The sequence below is a fragment of the Agrobacterium sp. T29 genome, assembly GCF_006970545.1.
GTDB lineage: Bacteria > Pseudomonadota > Alphaproteobacteria > Rhizobiales > Rhizobiaceae > Agrobacterium > Agrobacterium leguminum.
In genome coordinates, this window is record NZ_CP040641.1 from 1,045,399 (window position 1) to 1,058,840 (window position 13,442).

Annotated in this window: 11 protein-coding genes; 1 reads left to right on the top strand and 10 read right to left on the bottom strand. The window is 59.4% G+C overall.

Translation table 11 applies throughout. The annotated features are described in order from the left end of the window. Positions 1-273 precede the first annotated feature (273 nt). The 10 genes from FGF54_RS19830 to FGF54_RS19875 all read right to left on the bottom strand — a co-directional run bounded on the left by FGF54_RS19830 (position 274) and on the right by FGF54_RS19875 (position 12,037). Positions 274-1,773, bottom strand: a complete 1,500-nt coding sequence (locus tag FGF54_RS19830; protein ID WP_168208193.1) for an FGGY-family carbohydrate kinase — start codon at positions 1,771-1,773, stop codon at positions 274-276. Beyond that, a complete protein-coding gene (locus FGF54_RS19835; protein WP_142781582.1) occupies positions 1,766-2,608 on the bottom strand; it encodes a class I fructose-bisphosphate aldolase in 843 nt (280 codons plus the stop codon). The genes FGF54_RS19830 and FGF54_RS19835 overlap by 8 nt, the downstream gene beginning before the upstream one ends. 2 nt (positions 2,609-2,610) lie before the next feature. Beyond that, positions 2,611-4,335 carry a glycerol-3-phosphate dehydrogenase/oxidase gene (locus FGF54_RS19840; RefSeq protein ID WP_142780867.1) on the bottom strand — a complete coding sequence of 575 codons (1,725 nt, stop codon included), beginning with the start codon at positions 4,333-4,335 and terminating at the stop codon, positions 2,611-2,613. Positions 4,336-4,455: 120 nt separating this feature from the next. After that, positions 4,456-5,454, bottom strand: coding sequence for an aldo/keto reductase (locus tag FGF54_RS19845; protein ID WP_142780868.1), 999 nt, complete (start codon positions 5,452-5,454; stop codon positions 4,456-4,458). After that, positions 5,451-6,425 carry a sugar-binding transcriptional regulator gene (locus FGF54_RS19850; RefSeq protein ID WP_168208194.1) on the bottom strand — a complete coding sequence of 325 codons (975 nt, stop codon included), beginning with the start codon at positions 6,423-6,425 and terminating at the stop codon, positions 5,451-5,453. Before FGF54_RS19850 ends, FGF54_RS19845 begins: the two co-directional genes overlap by 4 nt. Positions 6,426-6,466: 41 nt before the next feature. Beyond that, the gene (locus FGF54_RS19855) at positions 6,467-7,468 is read right to left on the bottom strand and encodes an ABC transporter permease (RefSeq protein ID WP_035264951.1); all 1,002 of its coding nucleotides are present in this window, start codon (positions 7,466-7,468) and stop codon (positions 6,467-6,469) included. 12 nt (positions 7,469-7,480) lie between these two features. Beyond that, positions 7,481-9,001: a sugar ABC transporter ATP-binding protein gene (locus FGF54_RS19860; protein WP_142780869.1), complete on the bottom strand. Its 1,521-nt coding sequence runs from the start codon at positions 8,999-9,001 to the stop codon at positions 7,481-7,483. 70 nt (positions 9,002-9,071) lie between these two features. After that, the gene (locus FGF54_RS19865; RefSeq protein ID WP_142780870.1) at positions 9,072-10,085 is read right to left on the bottom strand and encodes a substrate-binding domain-containing protein; all 1,014 of its coding nucleotides are present in this window, start codon (positions 10,083-10,085) and stop codon (positions 9,072-9,074) included. Positions 10,086-10,435: 350 nt separating this feature from the next. After that, positions 10,436-10,705 carry an acyl carrier protein gene (locus FGF54_RS19870; protein WP_142780871.1) on the bottom strand — a complete coding sequence of 90 codons (270 nt, stop codon included), beginning with the start codon at positions 10,703-10,705 and terminating at the stop codon, positions 10,436-10,438. A 420-nt stretch (positions 10,706-11,125) separates the two neighbouring features. Next, a complete protein-coding gene (locus FGF54_RS19875; protein ID WP_142780872.1) occupies positions 11,126-12,037 on the bottom strand; it encodes an HNH endonuclease in 912 nt (303 codons plus the stop codon). 359 nt (positions 12,038-12,396) lie between these two features. Between FGF54_RS19875 and FGF54_RS19880 the strand changes: the two genes are divergently transcribed. Next, the gene (locus tag FGF54_RS19880; RefSeq protein ID WP_142780873.1) at positions 12,397-13,440 is read left to right on the top strand and encodes a LacI family DNA-binding transcriptional regulator; all 1,044 of its coding nucleotides are present in this window, start codon (positions 12,397-12,399) and stop codon (positions 13,438-13,440) included. Positions 13,441-13,442: the final 2 nt, after the last annotated feature.

A 13,442-nucleotide genomic window follows, 5' to 3' on the forward strand; every position in this document is an offset into this window, starting at 1 on the left:
CAAAACTATGTTGCGACGGTGGCGAGAGTTACGGGTGCGTGCGCAACTGTTGGCGACCGGGCTGGAGGGTGAGCTTAAGAAGTTATGTTTAAAATTTACTTTCAATTCTATTTTTCAAGCGTCATAAACAAACATCAATACTTTATAAAGTTGAAATATTAAAGTATATACAAACTATTGCGCGATATCCTCACCCCCTGCACAGATACTTTCTCTCTGCGCAGGGGCTCTGATTGATGCGGGCGCGCGATTGCGCCCTGCAGAAACCGGAGACTATTGCGGTAACCGCAAAGCGCTCCAGAAGCCACGCAACTGCGCGGTCAATTCTGCATAGAGACCGTAGCGCCGCCCATAATGCGAGACTTGCGCAGCATCCGGCCGGTAAGCATTCGCAACCCGTGTCATCGCCGCAACCGCCTCCTCATAATCAGGATAAAGCCCAATCGCCACGGCCGCGCCAATGGCCGCACCGAGCGCGCCCGTCTCGCGGGCCTCCGCGACACGTAGCGGAATTTCCAGAACATCCGCCATGATCTGCGGCCAATGCTGGCTGCGGGAACCGCCGCCGGACATCACGGCGCTTTCCACCGGCAGTCCCGCTTCGCGCAGAACGCCGATATGGCGGCGATGTTCGAAACACACCCCTTCGAACAGGGCCCGCAACATATGGCCTTCGCCGTGCCATCCCGCGAGGCCATAAAAGCCGCCACGGAATTCCGCACCCAGCCGCGAGCCGAAAATGAACGGGTGAAAGAACGGATCGTCGGCGCGGGGTGTGACGGAGCCGACCAATTCGTTGCAACGCTCGAAGGCGTGGTCGCCATGGTCGCCGCGAACACGGTGCACGTACCATTCGAGGTTGGCGGCGGAGGTGGCGCTGGATTCGATATTGACATAGCGGTCACGGCCGAAGGTGGTCACCATGAAGACATCGGGACTGATGACCGGCTTGTCCGCGAAAACCTGGTTGATGCTCCAGGTGCCGGCGATGATGGAAGCTTCCCCGGCATTGATGACCCCCGACCCCATGGCGCTGGAGACGACATCGAAGAAACCGCCGATCACGGGTGTGCCTTCGGAAAGCCCCGTCACAGCCGCAGCCTCGCCCGTCACATGGCCGACGATGTCAGCCGATTCCACGTGACGGGGGAAAAACGCGAACGCGTCCTCAAGATCGTAAAGTGACAGAAGCTCGCGGTCGAGCCGCGCTTCCGGCAAGGCAAGCAGCCCCGCGCCGCTGAGATCGGAAATATCATTGGCAAGGCACCCCGTCAGGCGGAAATTGACGAAATCCTTGCAGAACAGGACCGTACCGGTCCGGGCATAGAGATCGGGGGCATGTCGCTTCACCCAGGCCAGTAGGCTGGGTGTCTGCGCGGGCCATGGCCGTTGCAGGCAACGGGCCTGCAATAACGCACCGCTTTTCCGGTCAAGCTCGGCCGCCACGTCGGCAGCGCGGCTGTCGAGCGACTGAATGCCGATCAGGGGCTGCCGGTCCTTGTCCAGAAGGTAGAGGCCATTGCCGTGGCCGGCGCAGCCCACGGCCAGAATGCTGCGGGGATCGACAGATGATTTCACCAGAAGCTGGCGGATCGCCTCGCAGCCGTTCCGCCACAATTCCTCGAGATCGCGCTCGACATAGCCGGGCTGCGGGAATGTCGACTGTCCGTCGATGGCGTGTTGCGCAACCTGCCGGCCTTCCGTGTCGAACAGCACGGCCTTGATGACCGTGTTGCCGACATCGAGACCCAATATGTGATTTTTATCAGCCACGATTATAGATATCCCATGCTTCCTCGCCACCCGCACCCTGATGGATGATGGCCATCAACGCCGCAACGACGGCCTTGGGATTGTCGTGCTGGTAGATATTGCGCCCATAGACCATCCCGTTCGCACCTTCGGCCACCAGAGCCGCCGATTTCGTAAGCACGTTACGCAAATCCTCACGCCCCCCGCCCCGCACCAGCACCGGGCACCGCGCGGCTTCGATCACCTTGTGAAAATCATGCGGATCGCTGGTCGGATCGGCCTTGATGATATCGGCTCCCATTTCCGAGGCAAGACGCACCAGCGTGACGATCTTTTCGGCGTCGCCATCCACCTGATAACCGCCGCGCACATCATTCGGCAGCATCACCAGCGGCTCGATCATCAGCGGCATACCGAAACGATGGCAATCTGCCCGCACGCGGCTGATGTTTTCGACGCATTGACGAAACAGCTCCGGCTCATCCGGCAGCATGAACAGGTTCACGACGACGCAGGCGGCGTCCATTTCCAGCGCACCGATGATCGGGTCCTGATGGTTCTGGAGCTGCGACCACATGGTTCTGTGGCGCGTGGAATTGTAAGGGTTACCCATGTCGATACGCATGACGAGGGCCGGCTTGTCGCGCTCCGGCCTCTGCTGCAGCAGATCCGCCTGCCCATAGGCCATCTGTATGGCATCGGGACCGGCCTCGACCAGCCTGTCCACGGTCTGCGCCATATCCTCCAGCCCGACAAGGAAGCTCGGCTCGTTGCAAACCCCGTGATCGATGGCCACATCCAGGCAGCCGCCATTGCGGAACAGCCGGTTCATGCGCACCTTTTTCGAAATCCGCATCATCATGCATTCTCCTTGCATCTGTGTTGAAGCATTGCCGGCGTGACCCCATAAAAAGTCTCCAGCTCATGGATAAGCCGCTGGCGTTCCGCCGCCGCCTGGGTGGCCGGCCAGCCAAGCTCGCGGGCCGCAACGGCGAGGATCGCGTCGATCAGATCGGCATCGATGACGCCGGTGATGGCGAGCGTCGTGCGCCGCAGGGCGAGATCGGTCAGGTGGCGCACGTGTTCGAAGCGGATCAGCCAGACCACCTCCGCGGCCGTGATCGGCGATTTTTCCGAAAGCCGCACATCATCCGCACGGCCCCGGCAAAAGCCCATCAGATCGAAGGCACGGGAGCCGTAAGCCAGAGCCAGATGCTCCGCCCGCTCTCCGGCAATCGAAAATTCCTCCGACAGCAAGGCGGGCAGGCTGCTGGCACCGGTTGGAAAATTCCTGCCGCCGCCGATCGGGCGGTCCAGGGTGCCGGTCAGCCGTCGGCGTCCAAGAAAGGCCAGAACCTCGTCGGTCACCTGTTCGCCAAAAGCCCTGAAAGTGGTCCACTTGCCGCCGATCATGCAGAGCTGCGGCGGATCGCCCGCAACGCGATGGATGAAATGGCTTCGGGAAATTCTTCCGGTAAAGGCGGCATCGCTGCGCGGCAGCGGACGTATGCCGCTGAAACTGAAAACGATGTCGGAATGGGTAATGGCAATCTGCGGAAAGACCTGCCGGATCGCGTCCAGAATATAATCCCGTTCCTCGGGCTCGCAGCGCACCCGCTCGGGGCGATCCACCTTGATATCGGTCGAACCTGCGAGAACCCGGCCGAGATAGGGAAAGAGGATACAGACGCGATTGTCGTCATTCTCGAAGAAGATCATATGGCCATTCAGGGCCTTCAAAAGCGCCTCGTTAGCGATGATCAGATGCGATCCCTTGGTTCCGGAGACGGTCGGTTTTACTATCTCCGCCGCCGGGGCTGCAGCCAGAGCGCCAATCGTCTCGTCGATCCAGGCGCCGGTCGCATTAACAATGATCCTTGGGCGGATAGGCAGGGCTTCATCCATGCCCTCCAGCCGAAGACGATACTCGTCGCCGAGACGGACAAGCTCCGCATAGTTGAGCGCAACGCTTTGCGGCGCATCGGCACGGGTGTCGATCAGAAGCTCCAGTGCAAGCCGTTCGGGCTGGCTGATCCACGCATCGTAATAGGTGGCCGAATATCTGATCTCCGGCGTCAAATCCGGCCAATGCTGCAAAGTCCCGGACGCACCGCGAAACGCATGACGGGGCAGGATACGGTTTTTGCGGGTGACGAAATCATAGAGCATCAGACCCGCCTTGATGGCGAGAGCGCCCCGGCTTGCGGGTTTTCCGCCAGAACCGGCAAAGGTTGCTGCGGCATTGAACAGGCCGCTGAAAGTCGAAAAAATCGGGATCGTGGTCGGCAGAGGATGAACCATATGCGGCGCAAGCCTGAGAAGCGCATCCCGCTCCCGCAACGATTCTGCCACGAGGCCGAATTCACCGTTTTCGAGATAACGCAGGCCGCCATGGATCATGCGCGAGGGTGCGGCGCTGCAACCGGAGGAGAAATCGTTGCGCTCCACCAGCAGCACCCGCAGCCCCTGCAAGGCGAGATCGCGATAGGCGGCAATTCCGTTGATGCCGCCGCCGATAACGACGGCATCGAAATCACCATCGAGCCGGATACGGCGCAGAGCGTCCTCGCGAAAACTGGGCATAGAAATACCGTTCGCCGGCTGATGACCAGCGTCCCAATGTTGTTGACCGTTTAAAGCGACGTGAGAGACGGGACGAAAATGATGCGCTGTTCGCCTGAAGTCCCGTCTCAGCCTACATAATCAGGTATCGAGCCCCATAAGATGCTCCGCGACACCGGCGCTGATGAGCGCCAGCTCACTCTCCGTGAGGCGAAGACGTGCGGCCGCGGCGTTTTCGACCGCCTGAGCCGGATCGCGCGCGCCGCACAGCGAGAATGTTATGCCCGGCTGGGCAATCGTCCAGGCGATCACCACCTGCGCGACCGAAGCCCGGTGGGCAGCCGCCACCGGTTCCAGCACGCCCATCAACCGCGCAATCTTCTGACGGTTCGCCTGGCTGAAACGCGGATTGCCGTGGCGCTGGTCGTCTTCCGCAAAGACCCGTTCAGGCCCGACCTTGCCCGAGAGGAGACCGAGCGCCAGCGACGAATAGCTGAGGACCGAGACATCACTCTTTCGGCAAAGCGGCAGCAGCGTCGTCTCGATATCGCGCTTCACCATGGAATATTCTTCCTGAATGGCATCCAGCGCGCCGGTGGCGATATAGGCTTCGAGATCGCCGGGCGAGACGTTGCTTGCCCCGATGGAGCGGATCTTCCCCTCCTCCTTCAGCCGCACCAAAGCCCCGACCGTTTCGGCAATCGGCGTCGTGGCGTCCTGCCAATGGGTCACGTAATGATCGATATAGTCGGTTCCGAGCCGTTTCAGGCTCTCTTCGACCTCATGCCGGATGGAAGCGGCGCCGAGGTAACGGTGAACGGGCTTGCCATCCTGATGGAAGAAATAGGCACCCTCATTCACATGCCAGACCAGCCCGCATTTGGTGACCAGCACCACCTTCTCGCGCCTGCCGGCTATTGCCTTGCCAACGATGGTTTCCGCAAGCCCCATGCCATAGGCCGGTGCGGTGTCGATGAGTGAAATACCCGCATCGATGGAGGCCTGGATGGCGGCGATGGATTGCCGCTCGTCGGTGCCGCCCCACATCCAGCCGCCGATGGCCCAGGTGCCAAGCCCCACGGCGGATGCGTCGATGCCGCGTCTGCCGATCGTCCGGGTCAATATTGCATTGTCCGTCACGCGGTTTCCCCTCCTTCATGATCCAGTAAATAGCCGGCTATCGCCTCGTCCACGACGAGCGAGGTCAGATAGCGGCCGGCAAGCGTGGCCGCGACCGGTCCGGCCTTGATGGCGCCTGCCGCCACACCGATGATATTCGGGCACCGGGCAAGCTGCCCGGGGTCCAGCGCCACCACGCGCGAGTTGAGATCGATGCGCGCCAGTTGCCCGTCCGCCATGGTGAGATGGGCGAGAAACTCGCCGGCAATGCCCGCATCCACCAGCGCCTGCCCGCCACGGGCCGCATCCGGCAGAAGATCGTAATAGCCGGAGCCCGGAGCCTCCACGGAGCCGATGCCGACCAGCGCCACCTGCGCCTGCCGGGCCAGATCGAAGACCTCGCGGATCGATGCGACATTCATCAGCAGATCGCGCTGTTCCTCATCCTCGGCAAACAGCGGCGCATGAACGAGCGATGCGCTGCCGCCGAGCTTCTCCGCCAGTTGCGTGGCGAGATGATTGACATCCGTATAGTGCTTGCCCTGCACGCCGCCGGTCAGCGGCACCACCCGCACATCGAAACGACGCTCCGCCTCCAGATTGTCGACAACGGCACTCACCGCCTTGCCGCCGGTAATCGCGATCACATCGCCGTCACGAATGGTTTCCAGCAAGTGGTTGGCGGCCACCCGACCCACCATCTGCAAGGCGGTTTCCGGATTATCGGAGACCGTCGGCGTCACCACCGACTGCCTGAGGTCGAAACGGCGGGTAATCTCGTTTTCGAGGTCCACCAACCTCTGATAGGGACTGGCGATGGTGATCTTCACCATGCCCGCCTTGCGGCCGGCCGCAATCATGCGGTTCACCTTGGTATGGGAAAGATTGAGCCGCTCGGCGATTTCCGACTGCTTCACACCCTCGATGAAATGCAGCACCAGGACCGAATACATCTGTCTCTGTTGATCAAAATCATCCTTGATATCCAGCATGGTCGTCTTTCTCCAGTTACCCTCGGGCGAGCGAAGGGCGTTCAACGGCGGCGCCTGACCAGATAGTGGTCGAACAGGACCGCAGTCAGCAATATGCTGCCCCTGATGATGTCCTGCCAGTAGACAGACACATTGAGCAAGGCAAGCGAACTGGAAACCACCGAAAGAAGGATCGCCCCAAGGATCGCGCCGAGAATGGTGCCCGAGCCGCCCGAAAGGCTCGCGCCGCCGATGACCGCCGCCGCAATCACGTTGAGTTCCATGCCGACGCCGAAGCTTGGCTGGGCAGAGCCGAAACGAGCCATATAGATAACGCCTGCAACACCGCACAACATCGAACAAAGCGTGGTGGTGGCGAACACCACCCGACCGACGCGGATACCGGAATAGGCCGCAGCCTTCGGATTGCTGCCGGTATAGAACACCTTGCGGAAGGCGGTCGTGCGTCGCAGCAGCAGATCGAAAGCGACAACCACCACCGCGAAGATGATCAGCACGAGCGGAATGCCGCCAAGCGCACCCTGACCGATGAACTTGAATTCCGGCGGCAGGGAATAGAGCCCAAGCGGCCGCCCGCCCGTCGCCAGCAGGCACACACCGCGCGCAATCACCATGACGCCCAGCGACACGATGAAATGATGCAGACCGATCACCGTCGTCAGGAATCCCATGGCCATGCCGATCAAGGTCGTAAGGCAGATCGCCAGCCCCGCCGCCACCCATGGGTCGACGCCATTGAGAAACAGCCAGCCAGCCGCCACCATCGCAAGTGCAGTGACGGAGCCGACCGAAAGGTCGATACCGCCAGAGATCAGCAGGATCGTCATGCCCACCACGACGATGCTTTCGATGGCAAAGACCATGGCCATGGCCCGCAGATTGTCCACGGTCAGGAAATACGGAGATATGAAGGACATCACCGCAAAAAGCGCGAGGATGATGACGATCAGCCCGGTTTCCCGCGCCTTGAGCGCCGGCTCCCACCAGGCGGTGCGGCGAACCGCCGTCTCAGCTATGCCCGAAGGTGTTTCCGATGTTGCCATTTTCCCGCTCCCTCAGGCCCTTTCCGGGCTATGCACAATATTGATCGATGCGAGCTGCATGATCTTTTCCTCCGTCATGTCGTCGCCCTCGACCTCACCCGTGATGCGCCCCTCGCGCACGACCAGCACGCGGTCGCTGACGCCGATAAGTTCCGGCAATTCCGAGGATATGACGACCACACCGACACCCTCGCGCGCCAGTTCCCTGATCTGGCGATGGATTTCCGCCTTCGCCCCCACATCCACCCCGCGTGTCGGCTCGTCCAGAAAGATGACCTCCGGCTCCACCGAGAGCATCTTCGCCAGCGCCACCTTCTGCTGGTTGCCGCCGCTCAGGGTCGATACCGCGTCGCCAACGCTGTTCGCCCGCAATTTCAGTCGGCGTCCCAGCTCATCGGCGCGCTTCATCTCCTTGCGCCGTTCGATGAAGCCCATGCCGTTCGATACCCTGCCGATATCGAGCGCGGAGACATTCGAGGCGATGGACATATTGAGGAAAAGCCCGTCCCCTTTGCGATCCTCGGACAAATAGACCAGCCCCTCGCGGATGCTGTCGCGATAATCCTTGAGCTTCAGCGGCCGGCCGCGCAGCGTAACCTCGCCTCTCGGCTTCCCCTCCAGCCGGCAAACCGCCCGGGCGATCTCGCTTCTTCCCGCACCGATCAGCCCGGCAAGTCCCAGGATTTCGCCGCGGCACAGATCGAAATCGACATCGAAAACCCGCTTTCCTTCATTCAGGCCCCGAACCGAGAGAATGACGTCGTCCGATTTTTCATCGTCCGAAAGCTTTGGCGGGTAGAGCTTGTCGAGCACCCGTCCCACCATGCTGTTGACGACTTCCTCGGGGGAGATATCGGCAATATTCTCCGTCCTGATATGACAGCCGTCGCGCATCACCGTGATGCGGTCGCAATGTTCGAAAATCTCGGCCATACGATGCGAGATATAGATGATGGCGATGCCCCGTTCCGCCAGCCGGTGCATGATCCTGAAAAGCGTCTGCGCTTCGGTTTCGGTCAAAGCCGCCGTCGGCTCGTCGAGGATCAGGATGCGGCAATCGAGTGTCAGCGCCTTGGCGATTTCGACGATCTGCTGTTGCGAAATCGACAGGTCGCCGGCCCGACGGGCGGGGTCGATATCACCGATTTCCCGCAGCACAATTGCGGCCCGCTTTTCGAGATCGCGATAGTTCATGAACCAGGAGCGGCTCTGACCCGTCTGTGACATAAACATGTTCTCGGCGACCGAAATCTCCGGGCAGAGCGCAATCTCCTGATGCACGAAACCGATGCCGAGCCGGTTCGCCGCATTGGGCGAGGAAATCTTGACCGGTTTGCCATCCAGCACGATTTCCCCGCCATCCGGCTGCAGAATGCCGTCGATGATATGCATCAGCGTCGACTTGCCAGCGCCGTTTTCACCCGCCAGCGCATGGATTTCGCCACGCCGCAACTCAAGCGCCGCATTGCGCAGCGCCCGCACGGGGCCGAACGCCTTGTGAATATTCGTCATGCTGAGGATGACCTCACCCATAACGCCCTCCCGAACCTGCTTCCCCTTGTGGCCGGCGAGGCGCAAACCTCGCCGGGTCCCGAGCGACGCGTCAGCGCCCCTTCATATAGTCGTTGAGATCGAAGGAAGCGGCGTTCGCCTTGGTAATGACAGCGAAACCATTGTCCATCGAGGGAACCTGCATCGGGTTGAAGCCGGAAACCTTGTAGTCGTTGAACGGATCGATCAGGTCCGAATGGGCGCCCAGAAACGTGTTCATGAAACCCATGAAGCCCTGCACGCCCTGATTGGGATTGATGGACATGTAGATATTGCCCTGCTTGATATGCTCCAGCGTGGCCGGTGTGATATCCGCATGCAGGATCAGGACCTTCTTCTTCGCCTCAAGAACTGCGGCCGTCGCGCCTTCGGCCGAACCGGCTTCGGGAATCCACAGGGCACCCAGATTGGGATTGGCCTGCAACAATGCGCCGACGGCCTGGTAGGCAAGGTTCGAATCCTGATTGGTCGCCTGGCGGCCGACCAGCTTCATCTGCGGATAGGTGCGCCCCATATAGTCGATGAGGGCCGTGACGCGCAGATCGTGATTGCTCTGCCCCGGATTTTCCAGAACGGCATATTCACCTTTTTCGCCGAGTTTCTTGACGATTTCATCGGCCGCGAATTTCGCCTCGGCGACATTGTCCGAGGTGATATAGGCGGTGCGCTTCGACTTCGGCGAATCCGCCGCAAAAGTCGTCACCGAAACGCCGGAGCCGATCGCCTTGTTGATCGGTTCGATAAAGGGATCGGCCTGCATCGGGTGCAGCAGGATGCCCTTCGGCTTCTTCACCAGTTCCTGCTCGAAAGATGCGATCTGCTTGGTGATGTCATATTCCGGGGTGCCGGTGAAAACGGCCTCGCAGCCGAGCGCCTTTGCGGCCTGCTTGAATCCCTCGAAGACCGGCACCCAATAGGGGTGGCTGGAAACCATAACGTTCATCACATAGGTTTCGCCCGGCTCGCAGGCAAACTTGCCCGCAGCGGCAGCCTGCGAACCGGCACCAGCGGCAAGCGCCACGGCTAAAACACCTGCGGCAGCAGTCGATTTCAGAAAAGCCAACATATTCCCCTCCCAAGGACAATGACTTAGTCCGCAATAAATTTTATTCGATGTAATTTATTGCATGCGAATTGGGATAGCCGGAAACCGAGCGGCCGTCAATGCTGCTTGAATTTTATTTTATGATGTGAAATTTATTTCAATTCATGCGGTAGGATGGAGAATGCGGCTTCTCGTAGGGGAGCTTCGACGCAAACCGGGGCCGCAAGGCACAGAAGCGATGGCCGGCGCCTAATCGGCGCCGAGCAAATAGAGGATGAATTTATAGAGGACATAGGCGCCGACGACGGCGGGAAGGAGGTACATGAAGGGATGGATAATCGCCATGTCGAACGCGCCCTTTCCAGATCGGACTAAGTCGTTGCCAACTGAATGAAGCGAATGGCATCGCCGACAGTGGAAAGACTGTCTGCGGCAGCATCGGGAATTTCGATGCCAAATTCCTCTTCGATCTCCATGACGATCTGAACGACCTCAAGCGAATCGGCATTCAGATCTTCGGAGAAATTAGCTGTATCGACTATTTTCTCATCAGCTATTCCGAGCTGCTCGCCGATGATTTTTGTCACCCGGTTTCTTATCTCGGATACTGCGGTATCTGTCGGGACCGAAAAACTCACCATCTCGATTCCGACTTCCTGTTTTCCGTGCCGATGCCATCCGACATCCATCGATAGAAGGCGAAAATGCCTATCGCGAAGACAAAAAGGGATATGAGGCTACCCAGGTTCGACATTGCTCTCTCATTTCTCCCCCCGATAAAATCTAAGCTTCGGAATGAGTGACCTGCAATGAAGATTTTGTAATTTATTGTTGCCCGCAACCGGCTTTTAGACCGCTCTCTGTCTCGGAACTTTTCCGGCTTTCATGAATTGTATCCGGCTCGCAGGCGCACTCCGGTGACATAGACAATGAAATGGATTGCCGGTCCGGCACCACGTAGCGCAGACCGCTTTGGTCTGAACCAAATAGGTCTACGATATCTGACCTAGCCCTGCCGAACGGGCAATGGACAGTAACCTCCAGATTGCACGCACCGAGCCCTAGGCCTTAAAACAGTTCTCCCGATGCCATTGCAAGAAATGTGGATGAGGCCTCTCGAATGACCGAGCTGGCACGATTGCCCGGCCAGACTTGTTAATCAGATGAAAAATGCTTTCCGGATCATTGGCCTGGCGGGAAACGATAATTTCGAGGCTATCGGACAGGCCGATCAGCCCGCGGTCGAACATCCAGTGAGCCGTGCCTGAAAGGGCGATACCGTTGCTTATGATGTCGGGACCATTTGCCTCGACAGGACATATGTGCGCAGCGTCAACTTCTGCCCGCCCGCCGCCATTGATAAGCTTCAGGCCTGTAATTGCGCATCTCTTGTCATAAGCCTGCAAAACCAGCCGGCGAAACAGGCGGTTTCGAACAAGGCGCGAAGAGAGCATCGTGACACGCTCCCGCTCTTCCTCCAAGACGAAGGGCGTCTGAGGTTCGTCTTCGAACGCCAGTAGGCCTCCCGTTTCCTCCGGCTCACCAAGCCGCGGTAATTCCACTTCAAGCTCCGCCAATCCAATAGAGACGATGCGATTAAAATCTGCCGATGATATCGAGCGCACGGCCGCCTGCGCACGGCCGGAAATCCGGCCCTCATCATTCAGCAACCCGCGCTCGACAATTCCATCCTGCCCACCGAACGCAACAGGATTGACAAAGTCGAGGTAGCTTCCTGGCTCGATCAAAGCCAGATACATCCCGGAAGCCTTGGGGTCGGCAATGACTTCGGCTACTTTGGCGACAGCAAAATAACCACGCGTCGCTACAACCTTGCGCGGCTCGTAATAAATGATCCAATCACCGACGCAGGCTTGCACACGTCCGAGATATTGGCTCGGAAACTGATATTGCTCCGCCGGGCTGTCGTCGTAGATTGAATCTGACCGATGAATGAAAACCCCGAATCCCATGTGCGAATATTAGCATCAACGCGACGGGTAAGTGCAACCTGGTTTTGTATTATCAATCAAAATCAGCTGTGATCTCCAGATCGCATCACTCGTTTCTGAGCGTATCCGGGATAGAGTTTGGCAATAGATCGAGGCCCGACGGCGTTTGCCAAAAGCAGCGAAAATTTTCTTCACATCTCTCACGAGAGTCATTCAGCAAGCATCTTGCAATTTCGCGTGCCGCCTATAGCGGCACCATTCTCCGTGCCGGAACCAACACATCCTCGCGGAGTACCTCACTCTTGACATCCCCTCGCAAACACTGTTTATACGCATAAGCAGCTAATACGAATTAGCAGCCAGCAGGAAACGAGGCTTCGATGGTTAGGCGCTTGACGCAACGGGACATTGCGATCTTCGCGGGGGTCAGCCAGGCGACGGTTTCGCTCGTGCTCAACGAGGCGAAATCCGCTGAGGGTCGTATCCCGCCTGAAACGCGAGAGCGTGTGCTGAAGGCCATTCGGGATACCGGTTATGTGGCGGACCCCATCGCGCGCAGCATGGTCAAAGGCGCCAATCGGATTCTGGGTGTTTTCACCTATCAGCCGGCTTTTCCGATCGCGCAGGCGGATTTCTACACGCCTTTCCTGATGGGAATAGAGGAGGAAGCGGAGAGGCTGAGCTACGACCTTCTGCTGATGACGGCTGCGGCGCGCGACGATAACGGCCGCAAGCGCATCTTCGGGGAAACAGGTCGGCTTCGACTAGCTGACGGATGCCTCATTCTGGGCAGCCAGTTCGACCGCGATGAATTGGCCCAGCTGGTTGCCGGGGACTACCCCTATGTTGCAGTCGGTCGTCGTGACGATGCCGGCGGGCCGGTGCGTTATGTTGGCGCGGACTATGTGACAGCCACGCATGCTCTTGTACGAGAGGCACTTGCCGCGGGCCATCGCCGCTTCGCCTTTATCGGCGCGACGGGCCCGGCGGAATCCATCAGCGACCGCTGGCGTGGTTTTCTCGCCGCAATCGAGGGCGCGGCGGAGCTGGTCTATTCCCACGAAAGCGAAAATGGCGATCCGGCCGAGCAACTGGCCGCCGTTCGCGCCAGCGGAGCGAGCGTCGTTTTTTTTGCCGAAGTGGCCGAAGCGGTGGTCTTCGACAATCAGGCCCGCGCCCAGGGGGTCAGCGTCCCCGGCGATCTTTCCATCGTGGTGCTGGGCAGCGGCACCCGCACGCATACGCTCCGGTCGCAACGCGTCTTCACCTCCTATGCCATCCCCCGCGAAGAGATGGGCAGGCAGGCGACCTCCATGCTGGTCGAAACCCTCACCAGCCCCCCCGGCCCGGTACAGCAGATACTGCTGGGCTGCGACATCGTGGCGGGCGAAACGCTTGGCTCCCCAAATCAAAGCCCAACTTAAGG

Coding starts and splice junctions, on each gene's coding strand:
- FGF54_RS19840 (WP_142780867.1), bottom strand. CDS start 4,335: ATGCCCAGTTTTCGCGAGGACGCTCTGCGCCGTATCCGGCTCGATGGT.
- FGF54_RS19875 (WP_142780872.1), bottom strand. CDS start 12,037: ATGGGATTCGGGGTTTTCATTCATCGGTCAGATTCAATCTACGACGAC.
- FGF54_RS19870 (WP_142780871.1), bottom strand. CDS start 10,705: ATGGTGAGTTTTTCGGTCCCGACAGATACCGCAGTATCCGAGATAAGA.
- FGF54_RS19850 (WP_168208194.1), bottom strand. CDS start 6,425: ATGCTGGATATCAAGGATGATTTTGATCAACAGAGACAGATGTATTCG.
- FGF54_RS19865 (WP_142780870.1), bottom strand. CDS start 10,085: ATGTTGGCTTTTCTGAAATCGACTGCTGCCGCAGGTGTTTTAGCCGTG.
- FGF54_RS19880 (WP_142780873.1), top strand. CDS start 12,397: ATGGTTAGGCGCTTGACGCAACGGGACATTGCGATCTTCGCGGGGGTC.
- FGF54_RS19860 (WP_142780869.1), bottom strand. CDS start 9,001: ATGGGTGAGGTCATCCTCAGCATGACGAATATTCACAAGGCGTTCGGC.
- FGF54_RS19855 (WP_035264951.1), bottom strand. CDS start 7,468: ATGGCAACATCGGAAACACCTTCGGGCATAGCTGAGACGGCGGTTCGC.
- FGF54_RS19835 (WP_142781582.1), bottom strand. CDS start 2,608: ATGCGGATTTCGAAAAAGGTGCGCATGAACCGGCTGTTCCGCAATGGC.